Raw genomic sequence first — 19,160 nt, 5'->3', positions numbered from 1 at the left:
GCTGATTTTACACAGAATAACCAAGATGATTTTGGCAGGGAATTGCAAAATGAAACTGAACTTTGCTCTGGGTATTGCCATTTTTATGGTCAGTTGCTGGTCATGGGAGCTGAAGGCTGAGCAGAAAGTGATTTGCGCCCAGGCCAAAAACCGTCCCTGCACTGCGCTGGTATTGGGGGGCGGTGGCGCCAGAGGGGGAGCTCATCTGGGCGTATTACGACAGCTGGAGCAGCAGGGGATAGCTATTGATCTGGTCGTCGGCAGCAGTATTGGGGCTTTTATTGGTGGTCTGTATGCGACAGGCCACAGTCCGGCACAGATCGAACAGATACTGCAGCGGTTGGAGTGGGGCTCTGGTTTTCGTGACAAGGTGCATCGGGATGAAATGCCGCTGCGTCGTAAAGAGCAGCAGGATGCATTTCCTGTCCGCCTGGGGCTTGGGGTGGATGAGTCTGGTCTGAAAACACCCAAAGGGGTGTTGTTGGGGCAGGCGATGGCAGAACTGATTCTGCAGGCCTATGGCGCTGAACTGAACCATGCAGATTTTGATCAGCTGGCCATTCCATTCAGGGCCATAGCGACGGATCTGAGCAACAGGGACACTGTGGTGCTGGCTCAGGGCAGTCTGTTGCATGCAGTCCAGGCATCCATGTCGATCCCCGGCGTAGTCCGGCCTATGGAGCTGGACGGCCGTATGCTGGTGGACGGTGGGGTGGCCAATAATCTGCCGGTCAGTATTGCCCGTGCTCTGGGGGCTGAACGGGTGATCGCCGTCAGTATTGATGCCCCTTTGCTGAAAAAAGACCAACTGGACTCTGCCTTTGCCGTGACTGACCAGTTGACCAACTTTTTAGTCAGACAAGTGGTGGAACGTGAAATTGCGTCCTTAGGCCCACAGGATCTGCTGATCCAGCCACAACTTGACAGCATAGGCACCCTGGATTTTGAACTTTTGCCCGAGGCGGTGCGCGCCGGTGATTTGGCGGCGCAGCAGGCCCAGTGGGCCGGGTTTCACACGACGGACGCGGACTACCAGCTTTGGCTGGCCCACCACAGGGCTGAGCGCACTGAACGGGTCCGCATTGACAGTATCCGCCTGGACAACCAAAGCCGTTTAGGGGATCAACTAATCCTGGACCGGCTGGCACTGCAGCCAAATCAATTGTATCGCAGTGCTGATTTAAAAGAAGGGTTGCGGCAGGTGTATGGGGTTGACACCTTTGAACGGGTTTCAATGCAACTGGTACCGCAGGACGATAAAACCGAATTGCAGGTGCTGGCTCAGGAGAAATCCTGGGGGCCTGGCTACCTGAATTTCCGCTTGGCGGTGGAAGATGATTTTCGTGCTAACCGCTATTATCAGCTGGCCGCGTCTTACACTTATACCAATTTGTCTCAGCTTGGCGCCGAGTGGCACAGTGCGCTGGCGATAGGGACAGACAAAAAACTGCAGACTGAACTGTATTGGCCTGTGTTGTCTGCCCGCACTTATGTCAGCCTTGGCGCTGTGCTTAAGAATGAAGTGCTGGGGGTGCAAGACCAGGGGTTATTGTCGTTAGGGGAATTGCTGCATCAGGAGAACCTGCTGTATGCCGAAAGCGGCTGGGACTTATCCGACCATGCACGGCTCAGTCTGAAATGGCAGCAAATTCGTGGCCAGTATGAATTTCCCCGCCTGGTGGGGGAACAGCTTGGCACCCATGATTTAGGTTATAACCGGGATGGCCCTGGGCTGGAATTTGTCTGGGACCGGCTGAACAACCCGGCCTTTCCGAGCCGGGGCTGGCGCATCGGAGCCAGCCGGTCCTGGTTTGAGGATGATGTGCTGCACCAACAGACCAGCAGTCAGAGCCAGGATCTGGATCTGATGGCGGCACGCAGCTGGCAGCGTCACACTTTACGTGCCCGCTGGCACTGGCAGAAGTATCAGGGCGCCGAAGGGGCATTGACGCTGGAGCAGCATTCGTTGGGCGGCTTGCTGAATTTGTCCGGCTACCCGAAAAACTATCTGTTTGGCTCTGAGGTCCGTTTTGCCAGCCTGGTGTATTTGTACCGGATGAATGAAAATCGCTTCAGCATCGTCAGTGCGCCTTTTTATCTGGGCACGTCGCTGGAGCGGGGCAAAGTGGCGGGCAATATGCTGAATATCCGGGAGCTGGCCAATCAAACGGACTGGATATGGGCGGGCAGTATTTTTGCTGGCTGGGATAGCCCCATTGGTCCGGTGTATCTGGGTTATGGAATGGCAGAACAAGAGCAGGGGCATCGCACCCAACGATATTACTTAAGTATTGGACAGAATTATTAGGGGTATGAAGTTGACCTCTGAGAGGCGCAAATGAAATTAGTTGTTTTGCTGATCGGCTGCTGCTTTAGCCTTTACCTGTCTGCCAGCCCCGTGCTGGTGGGCATCAGCCAGGACGTTTTACCGGCCAAAAGCGGCAATACCGTCAGTTTCGAACGGGCCTTGTTGCAGTCTTTGTTCACTGAACTGGGTTATCAGCCTGAGTTTGTGCCGGCTCCCCATGCCCGCATGACCCGCATGTTGCAGCTGCGGCAACTGGATATTGCGGCCAGGCAGGGCGGCACACCACAAGCCGGACTGTTTTACACCCGGCCTTATCTGCAATTTGATAACAGAGTTTTTGCCCTGGCATCGTTTCGTGGTGCGCTGAATTCGGTGCAGGATTTAAGCCGGTATCATCTGGCCAGCTTTCAGAATGCCCGTCAGATCCTGGGGCCTGAATTTGCTGCCGTGGTCAGCAAAGCGCCATCTTACCGGGAAGTGATTAGCCATGCCCAACTGGTGGATTTATTAAAAAAACAACGGGTGGAGCTGCTGGTGCTGGACAAGGTCACTTTTGAGCGGCGCTGGCGGGAAACTGGTGGTCAGCTGGCGCAGGTGAAGAGTTTCGGGTTGTTCGCCAAAGCCAGCCACAGTTTTGCCTGCCATCAGGCCGCATTGTGCCAGGCGCTTGACCGGAAACTGCAGCAATGGCAGGACAATGGTGCCCTGGCCAGATTAAGGCAACAGATCCGGCAACAACAAAACTCACAGAATTAACAGCTGACATGGCCCTGTTAATTCTGTTCCCCCGCCAGTTTGGCAGCAGCCTCTTTGATGACGGCTTCTTTTTGTTGTTGTAACAATTCAAGCTGTTGTTGTTCTGCGTCTGTCAGCTCGCCCTCTTTGGCCATCAGTGCATCAATTTTTTGCTGCAGCTCTTCCAGCTTTTTCCGGTCCAGGCCGGTTTTATTGTCCAGCACCTGCTGCAGCATTTGCTCCAGTCGGTCTGAATCAATCTGTCCCTGAGTTTCATCTGTTGCAGTGTTACCGGCATCCGCCTCGTACTGGCGGTTGGCCGCTGCATTGGCCTGATTCAGCAGTCGCTGGTAGGTGTAATCCGGATCCCGCACACCGGACGATAAGGTCACTTTGACTGCTTCTGTATCAGAGTCCGGAGCTGGCTGGGCTGATAAGCCTGTCGGTTGGAGCTGGTAGCCAGCAACGTAGCTCAGGGAGCTCAGGGCTGAACTGATCATCAGGGCTTCTCCTGGGTGGTGATTGCCCTGAGGTAAAGCAAATCTGGTGCCAGTCTGAGCAGGCCCTGGGAACGGTGGCAAATCCTCCTGTTAGCCTGCCTGAGGTGACAACAGTGTGGCAATAAAATGCCGCTTCAGGTCGGGTTGCGGCAAAACTGCTGTTGGTAATGTCGCGGGGTGACGCCATAGTGCTTGCGAAATTGTTGCCGCAGATTCAGCACTGAGCCTAAACCCGTCAGATCGGCAATTTGCTCCAGCGAATACTGCTCCTGTTCCAGGTAATGCCGCACCAGCTGTAAACGTTGTTGGGTCAGCCACTGCAGCGGGCTTAAGCCTGTACTGGCTTTAAACTGACGATCAAAACTGCGCCTGGACATACAGGCCTGCTGCGCCAGTCGATCGACAGTTAAGGGCTCGGCCAGGCGGGTGATCGCCCAATCCAGCGTCTGGCTGAACAGATTGGCTTTTTTCTGCAGTGGCATTTCAACAAACTGAGCCTGTCCTCCCTGGCGGTGAGAGGCAATCACAGCGCGTTTGGCCACCTGATTGGCTTTTTCAAAGCCATAATCGCGGCGAATTAACTCCAGCCCCAGATCCAGTGCCGCCGCGCTGCCGGCTGAGCAGCCCAGCTGGCCATCAAAACAATAGAGTACATTGTCCTGATAGCGGCATTGTGGGTAGCGGCGTTGAAACTCAGCGGCATAGCGCCAGTGGGTGGTGGCCGCTTTGCCGTCCAGCAACCCCAGTTCCGCCAATAAAAAAGCCCCGGAACAAAAGGAGATCAGCCGGCAGCCACGCTGATAGGCCTGCAGCAACTGGTCCCGCAGCAAAGCCGGAGCTTGTGGCGAGCTGACCGACCAGTTGGGAATAATGATGCTGTGGTAGCTGCTTAAATCCTGCACCTGGGGCACCAGCAGTTGCAAGCCCCCTGTGGCCAGCAAAGGGCCGGGGTGGAAACTGACAATATCGGTCTGGTACCAGTCATCGTATTCTGGCCGGCAGAGTGCAAAGAGTTCACTGGCGCAGCCCAGTTCAAAACTGGACACAGTTGGACCCAATAAAATAGCAACCTTGTGCATCGACGCTCCTTTTTGGCCTGAATGTTACTTAATATGGCATTTTAGCCAGAAGCGGGCAAGCCACAAAAGTTCTAGACTGGTCTGGTTTTTGGCACCCTAACTTAAATGACAGGAGAATTCAGATGTCCTCTATGGTATCCAGGCCCCAAGCGGCTGAATCCGCGGTAGCTCAGGCGCATTTTGCCGCCTTATTGCAGTTTGAAACCGATTGTTATGATGTGCAGCATGCCATCAGCAATCAGCGGCAGGATTTTGTGCTGCTCGATGTCCGGGGAGAAAGCGCATATCAGGCCGGCCATTTGCCAAAAGCCTTGTCGCTGCCGCATCTGCGGATTTCAGCTCAGAGCCTGGCGGCCTACCCGGCGGACAGCTTATTTGTGGTGTACTGCGCCGGCCCACATTGCAATGGTGCCGATAAAGCGGCATTCAAGTTGGCCCAGTTAGGGCGGCCGGTGAAAAAAATGCTGGGAGGCGTGACCGGCTGGCTGGATGAAGGTTTTGCCCTGGAGCACTAAAAAAAGGAGGCAAGGTAAACACCAGGCCTCCATAAAAGTATCCAGGACAATCCAGAGAGAAACAACACAACAGGGTGTCTTTTCCGGCCGCTATCATGCCGTTGCCCGGTTACAAATTTATGACCTGAAAATAAAACTTTGGCGACAGCAGCGCCACAGGTCAGAATGGGGCAACAGGAGGGGTCATGCTGAAAAAATACCTGCAACAAATTCGTCAGGGCAAAGCCGTGCATTATGGCCGGATGCTGGAGTTATTGCCGGCAGATTTTGTCAGGCGCAAATCCGAACTCTTTAAAGTAAGGCAGTTAGGCTCTGGCCGCTGGCAGGTGCATATTCTGTCGGAGCCACTTTTTGCCGAACTGGAGCAGTATGCGGCTCACCCGGCGTCCAGGCGTGAAGCGGCGCTGCTGGGCGATTCGCATCAGTCAGGCACTGGTGTCCTGTTTCAGCTGGTGTACCACCAGCAGTGTCAGAACCAGCAACCTGAGGCTGTGGTGCTGACCAGCAGACAGCTTTGGCAAAGTTACCAGCCCAAAAGCAATTTAGTGTTGATTGAAAATGAACACTGCTTTTTCCGCTACCCGGAGTTTTTGCTGGTGCTGAGCCAGATGCTGGCGATGCCAGTGGATTTGTGCAACTGCGATCTGGCTTTTGCCAGTGGCAGCAAAGCCAGTTCAGCGCTGCTGACTGCATTTTATCAGCAGTACTCAGGTATTTTCTGTGCCTTTGACTTTGATGCGGCGGCTTTGGAGCTGTTCGACTTATTACGCCAGCGGCTGGGCGACAAAGTGCGCTTTGTTGCACCGGCCGACTGCAGCCCCTGGTTGCCTTTGTTTGTGCACAAAGCCAAACAACCCACCGCCATGGTGAAAGCGCTGGCTCTGGCGGAAAAACACCAGTTGTATGGCTTGCTCGCTGCATTGCAACAAAAGGACTGCTTTCTGGAGCAGGAAGCTCTGCTGAGTCAGTCAATCAATCCGGCTGGATGAGAACACAGACCAGGCCGCTGGTTCGGGCCTGGTCTGCGAGGGGGGTTATGGTTCTGCCTGCTGGGGGGCGGCAGTCTCGATCTCTGCCTGAGCAGGCTTGGATTGGGCCACCAGCTGATCCGGCCTGAGCTGGACCAGATGGTCAAAGTCGGCCTTGGCAATTGGGTACCAGTGTGGTCGGTCTGAGCGTTGGATCAGGTACTGATCACCGCCGCTTTTCAGCCGGAACTGCCACTGCCCTGTGGCACTTCGGACACTGAAGTTTTTCACAGGATCCTGGGCTGGTATCGCCGGTGCCGGCAGCGCCGGACCTGTCACCTGCAGGCTGGCAAAGCGGCGTTGCAGTTGTTCAGCCGCTGCCTGATCCGCCAACTCTGGCTGGCCCTGGGGTTGACTCAGTTGCCATTTGCCGTCCTGTTGGCTCAGTTCCAGCCCGTCTGTGTTCAGCTGCTGCAGCGCTGGCACCTGCAATAAGCCGGTATCAAACCAGCGGGAGGCGTCAGTGGACCAGTCTGTACTGTTCAGCGCCACCTGATACACCTGATCCTGTCCGGCCTGGCGCAGATACAGCTGCTTAAAAGCCGGGCTGTTCCCAATCAGCCATTCTTGTTGCTGTTGTCCGGCTTTGAGGCTGAGTTTCCACTGGTAATTGTCATCCGCCACCGAAAAACGCTGATGGCTGGCCACACTCTGGCTGACCGGAAAACCCAGGCGCTGCCCGGCCAGCTGCGACAGCAACAAGGCAATTTTGCCGCTGTTGGCTGGCTGATCCTGCAGCGCAGGTAAGCGCCATTGACCGTCCTGCCTGTGCAGTACGAGCTGCTGCTCGCCTTGCTGCAGACGGATTTCATTCAGCTGTTGCCGGTCCAGTTGCAACAGTGTTGTGGTCTGAGGGGCCGGTGCTGGCCACCAGAGCCAGGCGGTCAGCCCCAGCTGTATGGCCAGCCCCAGACTGAGGATCAGAGTCCAGTGTTTCATTGTGCCTCCTTATTGCAACGCAAGTTGTAATTTCTGCAGCCGGCGTCTGGCCATTAGCCGCTGAACAAGAGCAACCAGACCGATCAGGCCCAGCACCAAACCATAGTTCAGGTATTCCAGCCATTGCTGAGTGCTGCTGTCCAGTGGCGGCAGGGTGCGGTTAAACTGACCCCGGCCACGGATGTCCAGCAATGCAGGATCCGACAGCGCATAATCCAGGCTATTGAGCAGCAACTGCAGATTGTTCAGGAAACTGGTGCCCTGGGCGCCTCCGACCAGCTGCACTACGGCATCGCTGAACAGGTCGTTGGAGCTCAGCAGCAACAAGCGGGCGCTCTGTGCTGAGTGCGTCAGCAGCGTCGCCGCTTTGCTGCTGGTATTGTCTTTGTCGGCTGTTTCGGTTTCAGTGGAGCTGTTTTGCAGTAAGGGGTGAGCTTTGTCTGCAAAATAGGAATCAAAACGACCTTGCAGCATCAACCCCAGCGTACGCTGGCCTGGTTCGGATCCGGACGGGTAACTGCTGTTGCCTTCAGCATCCACCACAGGCATTACATTCAGCTCTTTGCTCTGCCAGGCGCTGTTGCTGCTGTACAGCAGCGGTGTGACAGTGCGGCCCTGCTGTTTGCTGCTGTCCACCTCAATGGCGCTGGCCCAGGGCATCACCAGTTGTGGCAACCCAGCCAGCAGCGGTGTGTCGGCGTTCATACCCTGTTCGCGGATATCGACAAACCAGGGGTAAGGCAACAGGCGCATTTCCCGGAAGCTGAACCCGCCTACCTGACGGTTGACCGGTATTGGCAGGGCGGCATGCTGACTGTCCAGGACCAGGCTGTCCTGCTGACTGACCCCATAGTGCGCCAGCCAGTCTTTCAGACCGGAATCATAAGCCCGTACAGATAACTGACGTGACGACAGGCTGGCTTTGTAGGGGGAGGTGGCCGCAATTACAGTACCGCCCTGCATCAAAAACTGGTCTATCGCAAAGAGTTGCTTTTCTGACAGGTTTTCCGGGGCAACCAGCACCAGCACATCCGCGTCACCACTGACCTGACCGTCGGTAATATCCTCATTCTGCAGGTTGAAGTTGTCGCCCAGTGTGGCCTGCAACTGTGAAAACTCGCTGTTGCCGTACGGGGTCACGGCATTGGTCGGGCTGACCAGCGCCACAGTTTTACGAAAGCCGGTAGAGAAGCGTTTCAGTGCCGCCGCCAGGTTACGTTCAAAGGCGGCTTTGCTTAAATCGTCCAGGGGGATCAGCAGCAGTTGCTCGCCCTGCTGCAGCACCAGGCTGAACCAGAAAGATTCTGCAGATAACAGATTGAATTTCAGTGGCTGCAAGCCCAGCTGTTCCGTCAGCCGTTTTGCTTCGGCGCCATCTTTGGCTTCCGGGTCGACCCAGCTGAAGCTAAACCTGTCCCCGGCTTGCTGTTGGTAGTCCGCCAGCACCTGATGGATCCCGGTTTTCAGTTGTTTCAGCTCCGCCGGCAGCCTGGTGTCAGCAGAGACGTAAGCCGTCAGTTGGACGTCCTGCCGCAGGTTGTCAAACAGCTTGCCGCCGGCCTGATACTGCTGCTGCACCTGTTTGATCCCTTTGGTGATGTCCAGCTCCGGGTTGCGCAGTTGGACGTCCAACGAGGCTTCGCCGCGGCTTTTGACTTCAATCAGCTCGCGGAAGCCGAGCACCAGGTGCTCAGTGCCATACTGCACCAGCAGATGAAAATAGGAGCTGACAATGGCCGCCTGGTAGCGGTCTGCCACCTGGAAGGGCACAGGTTCAATACCGTACTTTTGGTTGGCTTCCTGTTCCAGTTCCGGCTCGCTGGCGGGATCGACCACTTCTACCCGGATCTTGTCACCCCCTGCGACCTGGTATTCTTTCAGCAAATCCTGCAGTTGAGGGACCAGTGGTGCCAGCAGTGGGTGAGTCTGGGCAGAGAAATAAGCGCGGATCAACAAGGGCTCCTGCAAGCCAGCCAACTGCTGCCTTGTGGCGTCTGACAGACTGAACTGTTTGCCAGCCGTGCTGTCGTAGCGCAGCTGATGCAGCGGGCTGAGCCACAGATTGGCGGTCAGCAGGTTCAGTACGGCCAGAGCGGTCAGCCAGCCAAGCCGGCGGGCGCGGGCGGACGTGCTGACAGCAAAACGTTGTTTTTCCAGCACCCAGCAGTTCAGGAGCAGGAACACCAGCGTCAGGGCCAGATAATAATACAGATCCCTCAGGTCCAGCATACCGCGGGTAATGGCATCAAAACGGGCGCCGGTGCCCAGTTGGCTGAACAGTGCCGCCAGGTCGCGTGGCAGCAGAGCCGTGATGCTGCTGTGGCCGACCAGGTAAAAGCTGCCACACAGCGCCAGGCTCAGCAATAAGCTGACAATCTGGTTGTCGCTGCGTGCTGAAACAAAAAGGCCCATTGCAAGGTAGGCGCTGCCGAGCAGCAAGGTTGCCAGATAGCCGGCCCATACAGGGCCCCAGTCCAGGCTGGCGATACTGGCCACAGTCAGCGGCAGTGGCAGGGTGACCAGCAGTGCCAGCAGCAACAGCACCAGGCAGCCAACAAATTTACCCAGGACAAAAACCCAGAGTCCGATGCCCTGAGTCATGACGGCTTCCAGGGTACCCAGCCGGCGTTCTTCACTCCAGACTTTCATGGTCAGGGTGCTGGTCAGAAACATCAGCAGCAATGGCATCCAACTGAATAAAGGCCGTACATCGGCAATATTACGGGCAAAAAAAGCTTCGCCCCAGAAGAACACAAAGAGCTCTACTGCGGCAAAGCAGGCCAGAAACAACCAGGCCACAGGGGATGAAAAAAACAACGTCAGCTCTTTACGGGCAATTTGCCAGCTTAAATACAGAGGACGGATTTCAGGCTGCATGGGCTACCTCCTGTGAACGGCGGAACAGACTGTCTAAGTCGCGTTGTTCAGGTTGCAACTGATACAATTCAATGTCATGCCGGATCAGGGCTTTGGATAAAGCGGCGGCCAGTGCTTTCCAGTCCACAGAGTCTGCAGCGGTCAGGCGGTACAGTTGGGGGGACAGCTCGCTGGCACTGAGCTCAAGCGGGCTCAGCAGAGGCTGCAGTGTTGACAGCGAAGCAGAGCAGCCCAGTACCAAGGCTTTGCTGCTGGTCAGCTCTGCGATCCGCTGGTCCAGCACCAGTTGTCCGCGTTCAATCAGCAGTACCCGATCACAAAGCGCCTGCACTTCCTGCATGATATGGGTCGACAGAATCACAGTCGCTTCGGTGGCGATCTGTTGGATCAGGGCCCGCATCTGCAGGGTCTGAGCCGGGTCCAGACCGTTGGTCGGTTCGTCCAGGATCAGCAAACGCGGTTTGCCCAGCAGCGCCTGAGCGACCCCCACCCGCTGTTTGTAACCCCGTGACAGGGTGCCAATAGGGGCACTGAGTTTGTCGGCAATGGCCGTGGCCTGCACAACCCGTTTAATTTCAGGGAGATGCTCGGCAGGCGCAATTCCTTTCAGCCGCGCTGCATAGTCCAGGTAATCGGCCACTGTCATGTCGGCATAGAGTGGCAGATGCTCGGGCAGGTAACCCAGCTGGCGCTGAATTTGCGCCCTGTGCTGAACTATATTCAAACCGTCCAGTTCGATGGTGCCGCTGTCGGCGTCCAGATAACCGCTCAGCATTTTCATAATGGTGGTTTTACCGGCGCCGTTATGGCCCAGCAGACCAATAATTTCGCCTTTTTTGATGGTGAAGCTGACGTTATTTACCGCCAGTAACTGGCCATAACGCCTGCTGATCCCTGTCACATGCAACATAGGTCCTCCCCAGATGAATCATAAATTTCATCAGCAGCGGCACGGCAGGTGGCAGTCATAAGGCGCTTGGTTTTTGAGGGAAAGCCTATGCCTGCCGGCACAAACCGGACAGCTGCAAAAACAAAGTGTCGGATGATTGACTTGGCCGATATAAGGGCGCTTTGGCTTGTTTCAAGAGTTTTGACCGGGAAAGCAGCGTCAAAATTTTGCTGGCCCGGATTTTGTCCTGTTGTGTGATGGACAGCAACAAAGGCTGGTGACTTTTTGCCGCCCTGGCAGTCTGTGTTTATGACCAGGGCCAACCCCCACCGTCAGAGTGAAAACACAGCAGTTGTGCGGCTTGCTGGCGGCATGGCAACAAAAACTGTGTTCTGGAGCTGGACCTGTTGTCACGGCAAGAACAGGGAAAACCCAGCTAACAGTGCGCTCTGCAGGCTGGGTTATCCAGCAGCGGCGGTTCAGACCAGACGCAACCGGCGCACCAGGTTCTGCAGGTCGATTTTACTGCCATCGATTTTGCTGATCCGGATCACTATTTTGTTATCTTCGGTGTGCAGCTGATATCTGTGCCTGGTTTGGCTCAGCATCCGGCTGCCATGTTTTAAATCCAGACGGCGGCCCCCTTCAGCCAGATAGCTATAGTGCTGCAGTAAGGCCGCTGGCAGCTCCAGTTGCAAACCATGATAGCTGTAGCGCTCTTGCTCACTGGCGTCCAGCAGAGGTTTTGCTGCTTTCAGTTGCTGCAAAGGGAGAGGTTCAGCCTGGCTTAAGCCGGATACACTCAGGCAGAGCATCAACGTAAAAAGCGTCTTTCCTATCGTAGTTCTTCGTAGCGTTTTCATGATTCATCCTTAGTGGCAGCCCGACCAAGCGGGGACTGTTGCAGGTTAAAACCGGTTTTGCAGGTCAGCCAAGTGCCCTGGGATAAAACGCCGCTCTGGGGGATGAATGTGCCAAAGCTGAATCGGACGTCAAATTTTCGCTGGCCCGGATTTTGCCTGTACCCACAAATGACTTTCGGTTAAATAGGGGGCAAAAGGATGAATGTTGGAACTTCTCTGTTTGATACGCTGATCCAAATACGGCAACAGGCGCAGGTCCAGGGAGAAACGCTGAGTCAGAAATACAGGGCAATCTACCAGGACAAGCTGAAAGAAGGTCAGGGGAGTACGGCTGCCAACCCCTCAGTTCCGGCAGAAGACAACGCGGCTTCGAAAAAACTCGATTTCAGTCAAATCCAGCGCGGCCAGGCGCAGCAATGGCTGGATAAACAGGTACAGGCCGGAACTTTGACTCAAAGTGAAATCACCGCGATGCGAACCTTGCTCTTTACCGGCAGCACCGACAGCAGTGACCGCGAAGCGGCGGGCAAAGAACAGCTGGACCTGCTGGAGAAAGCCAAAACCGGTTTACGGGCCGCTATTTTGCGCAAAGACAGCAGTGGTATGGCATTTTGGGCTCAGGCACTTGGCGCTATGAAAAAGTTTCAGGGGGAAGTGGCCTGAGGCTCAGGCCGCCTGCTGACTTTGTTGCAGCCATTCTTTTGGTGAAAGCCCCAGTTTTTGCTTAAAAGCCCGGTGGAATGAGGTCAGGCTCTGATAACCCACAGCCGGAGCTATTTGTTTTAACCCGTCACCTTGCAGCAGTTTTTTGCGTGCCAGGCTTAATCGCCAGCCCAGCAGGTAGTCGGCCGGAGTCTGGCCCACCACAGTACGGAAATGTTCGGCAAAACGGGCTCTGGACATGCCGGTTTCCAGTGCCATCCCTTCCAGAGTCCAGGGGAGCTGCGGCTGCTGATGCAGCAGGTTAAATAAGGGAGCCAGCTTTCGATCGGCCAGGCCGGCCAATACGCCTTGCTCTGGCGGGTTTTTCTCCATAATCCAGCGCAATAACAACACCAGCAGGTATTCGGTCAGCCGCTGCACTGCGGTGGTATAGCCGCAATGTTGCAGCTGATTCTCTTGCCAAATCATGCACATCACTGTTTTCAGATCCGGGCACTGTTCCAAAGGGATCAGGCTGCATGCTGGCAGGGCGCTGAGTAAGGGGTTACCCGCCTGCGCGCCGCAATCCAGAGTTGCGCAATACAAAGCCAGGCTGGAGTCTGAAGGCACCACAAACTGATGTGCCAGTCCCTGAGGAATAAATAACAGGCTGGGTTCGTTCACGCTCCACTGTTGCTGTCCAACCCGGACAAGCCCCTGGCCGGATTCAATCAGGTGCAGGTAGGCACGCTGTTGCTGCGGGCAAAAATCCGTTTTCTGGCAACTGGAGCCATGAAAATACAGCGTGGCCTGAGGGGCAAACTGGGTTAATAACGGGCTGAGTCTGTCCATTTGATACTTTTTGATAATTAAATGATACTTTTTGTCTCCAATCGTTCTGGATAATAGCAGCCTGAATTAAACCTGGCCAGAGTCAGAGTGAATGAGGTTGCTATGAGTATCGGTGGTCAAACAGGGCGCAGTGTGCTGCTGGCAGCAATGCTGTTGTGTGGTTTCGGATCTGGTGAGGCCCATGCAGGAAACCAGCGGGCTGTCACGGTCGATTATCTGCAAGGAGAAGGGGATGTCCAGGGGATCAAACTGGCGTACCAGTACAGGGTCACCAATCCGGATTGGTTGCCGGATCAGGTGGCATTGTGGCTGGAAAGCAGCGCCAACTTCTGGCGTTATGGCCCGCAAAACAGTTCGGATCGCAATCTGGTTGTGGCGGCGTCTCCGGTAGTACGATGGTCCTTGGGGCAGGCTTGGGGGTTGGACTGGCAGGGGGAGTTTGGTATAGGGGTATCTTTTCTGGATGACACCTATTTTGCCGGGAAAAATGTCAGTACCCACTACCAGTTTGAGGACAGACTGGGTCTGCTGGCCTGGATCTCCGGCCATGAAAGCCTGAGTGTGCGTTACCTGCATTATTCGAATGCCGGTCTGAAACACCCGAATCCGGGGCTGGACTTTGTCAGCCTGTCGTACAGTTATTATTTCTGAAGTGCTGAACGGCCCTGTTGCCAGGCCATTGAGTCAGTTCAGCCCGGCGTTGCAGGCGCCGTGCGTCGGGCTGTGCCACATTTAAGGGGTCAATAAGGTCTTGATCAGTGGCTTGAGTGCCTGCTGCACCGTGTTTTTTTCCAGTGCCGGGTGCAGCACCCGGCGCAACATCAGACCGGTGATCATGGCAAACATCACGGCAATTCGGCCCTCCAGCTCATGTTCCGGCAGATGCCGGATTTGGCTGCGTTCACTTTGCATCAGCTGTTTCATCAGAGCCCGTGCGGCGGCGTCACCTTGTTGCAGCAATGTGGCCACCTTGGCATTGCGGGCCGCTTCAGACAGCATCTCCAGCTCCAAAGCGGCGCGTTCCACATCCAGATGTTTTTCCACACCAGCCTCTGCCCCATCCAGCATAATGTTCAGCAAATCGCCCTGTTGCTCCAAAAAGCCATTAAATACCGAAAACATCTCTTCTTTATCACGTTCGACTATAGCTTCAATAATGGCTTCTTTGCTGTCGAAGTAATTGTAAATATGGCCCGCGCTCATGCCCGCTGTTTTGGAAATCTCGGCCATACCGGCACCGTGATACCCTTTGCGCCTGAAGCAGTCGGAGGCGGCGTTAATCACCTGCGCACGACGGGTTCTGGCCAGCTCCGGGTCCAGGTGACGTTTAGGTTTTTCAGACATAGGACTACTCCACAGGGCTGCAGCCTTACTGCAGCCCCGAATGACCGGTTAGGGAGCCGGGGTCGGCTGCCAGCCGCCACCCAACACTTTATACAGGGTCAGCTGGCCCTGTAACCTGGCCTGCTGTCCGCTGATCAACTGTTGCTGCGCACTATACCAGCTCCGCTGCGCATCCAGTACCTCCAGATAACTGTCGGTCCCTTGCTGATAACGGGCATTGGCCAGCGTAAAGGCACGTTCACTGCTTTGAGACAGCTGCTGCAATGCCTCCAACTGGCGGCGGTAGCCCACCTGGTCGGCCAGCGCATCGGCCACTTCCCGGAACGCCTGCTGCACTCTTTGCTGGTAAGTTTCAAGCGCAATTTTTCCGTCCGTTTCCGCAATCCCGACATTGGCCTGAGTTCGCCCCCAGTTAAAAATGGGCATGGACAGTTGCGGTACAAAGCTCCAGGCACCTGAGCCGCTTTCAAACAAGCCGCCCAGTTCAGCAGATGCGGTGCCGGCCGTTGCTGTCAGGCTGATGCTGGGGAAATAAGCCGCTTTGGCGACACCAATATTGGCATTGGCGGCTTTCAGCTGATGCTCCGCTGCTTTCAGATCCGGCCTTTGCGCCAGCAAATCGGAGGGAGCACCGGCTGGTAAATCGGGCAGTGTCAGCAGTTTTGACAAGGGCTGCTTTGGCAGCAGTTCTGGGGCGACCGGACCGCCCGCTAACACATCCAGCGCGTTCTTCGTTTGCTGCAGCAAACGTTGGTAACGGCTTTGTTCTACCGCTGCGTTTGCCACTGTGCCACGCACCTGCTGCAGCGTCAGCTCCGAGGCAGCCCCCAGCTCAAAGCGTTTTTCGGTCAGCTCCAGGGTTTTTTGCTGACTGTGCAGCGTATGGGTGGCCAACTCCAACAGTTGCTGATTGGCGGCATAACTGTACCAGTTGGCCGCTAACTCACTGAGCAGGCTGATCTGTGCTGAATTCCGGTTTTGCTCTGACGCATAAAACTGCTGCAGGGCCTGTTCGGACTGGTTCCGCACCTTGCCAAATAAGTCCAGCTCATAGGCCGTCACGCCCACATTCAGGCCATACTGCGACGAAACAGCCGCCTGCCCTGTGCCGGTTAAATCCCCCGGCAGCCGCTGCCGGGTGCCGGAACCTGACAGATCCAGGCCTGGGTAGCGGGCGGAATCGGCAATCTGGTACTGGGCACGTACCTTTTCCACATTGAGTGCGGCCAGGCGCAGGTCTTTATTCTGCTCCAGCGCCTGCTTCATCAATTGCTGCAGCTGCGGCTGGTTAAAAAATTCAGCCCAATGCAAAGTGCTGGCCTTCTGATCCACGGATGCGGTGGCGTCCTGTGGGTAACTCGCAGGCGTTTCAGCCAGCTGTGCCGGGGTGTCCGGGGCCAGAGAACAGGCCGACAACACCAGCAGGCTCAGGGCCGATAACAGAAAACTTGGGTTATTCATGCGGAACTCCTTCGTCTGCTTTGGCGTTGAGAGGGAACAGGCGGCGTACCAGCACAAAGAACAGCGGTACGAAGACCACAGCCAGAATACTGGACGCCAGGGTGCCACCAATCACCGAGATCCCCAGTGCGTTTTGCGCACCAGAACCTGCACTGGATGCAATGGCCAGCGGCAACACCCCACAGATAAAGGCCATGGACGTCATCAGGATAGGCCGCAAGCGCAGGCGCACCGCTTCAATGGCCGCATCGACCAGTCCCAGGCCCTGTTCCATCCGGTGAATAGCAAACTCCACAATCAGAATGGCGTTCTTCGAGGCCAGACCAATAGTGGTCAGCAAACCCACCTGCAGATAAATGTCGTTGGACAGACTGCCCAGCAAGGCGGCGGTGGCGGCACCAAAGACCCCCAGCGGCACTATCATCATCACGGCGGCAGGCACAGACCAGCTTTCATACAAGGCAGCCAGACAGAGGAACACCACCAGCAATGACAAGGCATACAAGAGCGGAGCCTGGCCGCCACTGGCGCGCTCTTCATACGAAATACCTGTCCATTCAAAACCAATACCTGCAGGTAACTGTTTGATCAGGCGTTCCATTTCCTCCATCGCCTGGCCTGTACTGTAACCCGGGGCAGCAGCGCCCTGTATTTCCATCGACGAGAAGCCGTTATACCGCTCCAGCCGTGGTGAACCATAGGCCCAGTGTGAACTGGCGAAGGCAGAGAACGGCACCATGTCGCCCTGCTGATTGCGCACATACCATTTGTTCAGATCTTCTGGCGCCATCCGGCTGTCGGCATCCCCTTGCAGGAAGACTTTTTTCACCCGGCCACGGTCAATGAAATCGTTGACGTAGCTACTACCCCAGGCGGTAGCCAGGGTGTTGTTGATATCGGACTGACTGACTCCGAGGGCTGTGGCCTTGGCTAAATCAATATCCAGTTTCAGTTCTGGCATATCTTCCTGGCCGTTTGGCCGCACGCCCGCCAGCACAGGGCTTTGCGCTGCCATACCCAGCAGCATATTCCGGGCTTGCAGCAGCTGTTCATGGCCCATGCCAGTTCTGTCCTGCAGGAAGACGTTAAAGCCATTGGCGGTGCCAAGTTCCACGACGGCCGGTGGTGGGAAGGCGAACACAAAGGCTTCTTTAATGGTGGCGAAATAGGCCATGGCTTTACCGGCAACGGCACCGACGGATAAATCCGGCCGCTGGCGTTCGTCCCAGTGCTTCAGGTTGACAAAACCCAGGGCAGCATTCTGACCTGAACCGGCGAAGCTGAAACCCACCACAGCAAAGACGGATTTCACCGCTTCCCCCTGATCATTCAGGAAGTGGTCTTCCATTTTTTTCACCACGTTCAGCGTCTGCTCTGTGGTGGAGCCAGCGGGTAGCACCACCTGATTAAACAGAATGCCCTGGTCTTCGTCTGGCAGGAAGGCAGAAGGTAACTGACTGAATATGTACACCATACCGCCAACAATCAGCGCATAAATGACCAGGTAGCGTTTGGCCTGGCGGATCATGCGGCCGACAAAACTCTGCGTACCTTTATTGGTGCGATCAAAGCCGCGGTTAAAGCCGGTAAAGAAACGACCCAGCAGCGATTTTTCGTTATGCACATGACTGGGTTTGAGCAAGGTGGCACAAAGCGCCGGTGTCAGAATAAGGGCAACCAGCACAGACAGCGCCATCGCAGAGACCAGGGTAATAGAGAACTGGCGGTAAATCACGCCGGTGGAGCCGCCGAAAAACGCCATAGGTACAAAGACAGCGGACAGCACCATGGCGATACCGACCAGCGCCCCTTTAATTTCGTCCATCGACTTACGGGTGGCTTCCAGTGGTGACAGCTTCTCTTCGGTCATCACCCGCTCTACGTTTTCCACTACCACTATGGCGTCGTCTACCAGCAGGCCGATCGCCAGTACCATCGCAAACATCGTCAGGGTGTTAATGGAATAACCAAAGGCATACAGAATGGCAAAAGTTCCCAGCAATACGACGGGCACCGCAATGGTTGGAATTAAGGTAGCGCGGAAGTTCTGCAGGAACAGATACATCACCAGGAATACCAGCACCACGGCTTCAATCAGGGTGTGCACTACTTTTTCAATCGACAGCGACACAAAAGGTGTGGTGTCATAAGGCACCACCGCGCTCAGGCCAGCGGGGAAGTAAGGCTCCAGATCGGCCAGGGCTTTTTTCACCCCGGCAGCAGTGGCCAGTGCATTGGCGCCACTGGCCAGCTTGACACCAATACCTGAGGCTGGTTTGCCGTTGTAACGTGCCACGACGCCATAACTTTCACCGCCCAGCTCCACTGTCGCCACATCGCTCAGCCGCACCACTGACCCATCGCTGTTGGTTTTCACCAGAATGGCGCGGAACTGCTCTGGGGTTTGCAGCCGGCTTTGCGCTGTCACAGTCGCATTCAGTTGCTGGCCTGCAGTGGCTGGCATGCCACCGAGCTGACCAGCGGAAACCTGGGCGTTTTGTGCCGTAATGGCGCTGCTGATATCCGCAGGTGTCAGTTTATAGTTTTGCAATTTAGCCGGGTCCAGCCAAATCCGCATCGCATATTGCGAACCGAACAACTGCACTTCGCCCACGCCTTCCACCCGCGACACCACGTCCTGTACGTTGGACGCAATATAGTCGCCGATATCGACATTGCTCATGCTGCCGTCTTCGGAAACAAAGCCGGCGACCAGCAGGAAGTTACGCGCAGATTTGGCCACAGACACCCCCTGGCGCTGCACTTCCTGAGGCAGCAGTGGGGTGGCTAATGCCAGTTTATTCTGCACCTGAACCTGGGCTATATCGGGATCGGTGTCGGCACTGAAGGTCAAGGTCAGGGTCACGGAGCCATTGGACTCTGACGTGGATGACATATACATCAACCCATCCAGACCTTTCATTTTCTGCTCAATAACCTGAGTGACTGTGTCTTCCAGAGTCCGGGCCGATGCACCAGGGTAGCTGGCCTGAATGGCAATGGCTGGCGGCGCAATGGACGGATACTGGGCAATGGGCAGGGATTGAATGGCCAGCACACCGGCCAGCATCACCACTATGGCCAGCACCCAGGCAAAAATGGGGCGGTCAATAAAAAAACGGGACATC

General features: G+C 55.8%; 16 protein-coding genes. 6 read left to right on the top strand and 10 right to left on the bottom strand.

All coding sequences use genetic code 11. The features are described 5' to 3' along the window. Positions 1 to 49 precede the first annotated feature (49 nt). Positions 50 to 2,308 carry a patatin-like phospholipase family protein gene (locus WKJ03_RS15260; protein WP_337843094.1) on the top strand — a complete coding sequence of 753 codons (2,259 nt, stop codon included), beginning with the start codon at positions 50 to 52 and terminating at the stop codon, positions 2,306 to 2,308. A gap of 30 nt (positions 2,309 to 2,338) precedes the next feature. Next, positions 2,339 to 3,064, top strand: coding sequence for a transporter substrate-binding domain-containing protein (locus tag WKJ03_RS15255; protein ID WP_337843093.1), 726 nt, complete (start codon positions 2,339 to 2,341; stop codon positions 3,062 to 3,064). 17 nt (positions 3,065 to 3,081) lie between these two features. Here the strand turns inward: WKJ03_RS15255 and WKJ03_RS15250 are convergent, their stop codons facing one another. Both WKJ03_RS15250 and WKJ03_RS15245 read right to left on the bottom strand, forming a co-directional pair. Next, a complete protein-coding gene (locus WKJ03_RS15250; protein ID WP_337843092.1) occupies positions 3,082 to 3,543 on the bottom strand; it encodes a hypothetical protein in 462 nt (153 codons plus the stop codon). 134 nt (positions 3,544 to 3,677) lie between these two features. Beyond that, entirely contained in the window at positions 3,678 to 4,622 is a 945-nt protein-coding gene (locus WKJ03_RS15245) for a helix-turn-helix domain-containing protein (protein ID WP_337843091.1), read from the bottom strand. Positions 4,623 to 4,744: 122 nt separating this feature from the next. On the opposite strand from WKJ03_RS15245, the gene WKJ03_RS15240 reads away from it, so the two are divergent. After that, a complete protein-coding gene (locus WKJ03_RS15240) occupies positions 4,745 to 5,137 on the top strand; it encodes a rhodanese-like domain-containing protein (RefSeq protein WP_337843090.1) in 393 nt (130 codons plus the stop codon). 185 nt (positions 5,138 to 5,322) lie between these two features. After that, on the top strand, positions 5,323 to 6,126 hold the full coding sequence (locus WKJ03_RS15235) for a hypothetical protein (protein ID WP_337843089.1): 804 nt from the start codon (positions 5,323 to 5,325) through the stop codon (positions 6,124 to 6,126). Positions 6,127 to 6,171: 45 nt separating this feature from the next. Here the strand turns inward: WKJ03_RS15235 and WKJ03_RS15230 are convergent, their stop codons facing one another. The 4 genes from WKJ03_RS15230 to WKJ03_RS15215 all read right to left on the bottom strand — a co-directional run bounded on the left by WKJ03_RS15230 (position 6,172) and on the right by WKJ03_RS15215 (position 11,733). After that, a complete protein-coding gene (locus tag WKJ03_RS15230) occupies positions 6,172 to 7,104 on the bottom strand; it encodes a DUF4340 domain-containing protein (protein WP_337843088.1) in 933 nt (310 codons plus the stop codon). A gap of 9 nt (positions 7,105 to 7,113) precedes the next feature. Then, complete coding sequence (locus WKJ03_RS15225; protein ID WP_337843087.1) at positions 7,114 to 9,981, bottom strand: Gldg family protein; 2,868 nt, start codon at positions 9,979 to 9,981, stop codon at positions 7,114 to 7,116. Next, positions 9,971 to 10,891, bottom strand: coding sequence for an ABC transporter ATP-binding protein (locus WKJ03_RS15220; RefSeq protein ID WP_337843086.1), 921 nt, complete (start codon positions 10,889 to 10,891; stop codon positions 9,971 to 9,973). The genes WKJ03_RS15225 and WKJ03_RS15220 overlap by 11 nt, the downstream gene beginning before the upstream one ends. A 458-nt stretch (positions 10,892 to 11,349) precedes the next feature. Beyond that, complete coding sequence (locus WKJ03_RS15215; protein WP_337843085.1) at positions 11,350 to 11,733, bottom strand: hypothetical protein; 384 nt, start codon at positions 11,731 to 11,733, stop codon at positions 11,350 to 11,352. A 198-nt stretch (positions 11,734 to 11,931) separates the two neighbouring features. Here WKJ03_RS15215 and WKJ03_RS15210 point away from each other — a divergent pair, with 198 nt between their 5' ends. Further along, positions 11,932 to 12,396 carry a hypothetical protein gene (locus WKJ03_RS15210; RefSeq protein WP_337843084.1) on the top strand — a complete coding sequence of 155 codons (465 nt, stop codon included), beginning with the start codon at positions 11,932 to 11,934 and terminating at the stop codon, positions 12,394 to 12,396. Positions 12,397 to 12,399: 3 nt separating this feature from the next. Here the strand turns inward: WKJ03_RS15210 and WKJ03_RS15205 are convergent, their stop codons facing one another. After that, positions 12,400 to 13,227 (bottom strand): AraC family transcriptional regulator, encoded by an 828-nt coding sequence (locus WKJ03_RS15205; RefSeq protein ID WP_337843083.1) that lies wholly within the window; start codon positions 13,225 to 13,227, stop codon positions 12,400 to 12,402. Positions 13,228 to 13,329: 102 nt separating this feature from the next. Here WKJ03_RS15205 and WKJ03_RS15200 point away from each other — a divergent pair, with 102 nt between their 5' ends. After that, complete coding sequence (locus WKJ03_RS15200) at positions 13,330 to 13,878, top strand: acyloxyacyl hydrolase (protein WP_337843082.1); 549 nt, start codon at positions 13,330 to 13,332, stop codon at positions 13,876 to 13,878. A gap of 81 nt (positions 13,879 to 13,959) precedes the next feature. Here WKJ03_RS15200 and WKJ03_RS15195 read toward each other — a convergent pair whose 3' ends face one another. From WKJ03_RS15195 to WKJ03_RS15185, 3 genes are read right to left on the bottom strand one after another with little or no spacing between them, the layout of a single operon-like run. After that, positions 13,960 to 14,571, bottom strand: a complete 612-nt coding sequence (locus WKJ03_RS15195; protein ID WP_337843081.1) for a TetR/AcrR family transcriptional regulator — start codon at positions 14,569 to 14,571, stop codon at positions 13,960 to 13,962. 48 nt (positions 14,572 to 14,619) lie between these two features. Beyond that, complete coding sequence (locus WKJ03_RS15190) at positions 14,620 to 16,032, bottom strand: efflux transporter outer membrane subunit (protein WP_337843080.1); 1,413 nt, start codon at positions 16,030 to 16,032, stop codon at positions 14,620 to 14,622. After that, positions 16,025 to 19,159, bottom strand: coding sequence for an efflux RND transporter permease subunit (locus WKJ03_RS15185; RefSeq protein WP_337843079.1), 3,135 nt, complete (start codon positions 19,157 to 19,159; stop codon positions 16,025 to 16,027). The genes WKJ03_RS15190 and WKJ03_RS15185 overlap by 8 nt, the downstream gene beginning before the upstream one ends. Between the last annotated feature and the right edge of the window lies 1 nt (position 19,160).

The organism is Rheinheimera sp., assembly GCF_037442525.1.
Lineage (GTDB): Bacteria > Pseudomonadota > Gammaproteobacteria > Enterobacterales > Alteromonadaceae > Pararheinheimera.
Note: the sequence above shows the minus strand (reverse complement) of the source record. Positions and strands in the feature narration are given on the sequence as shown.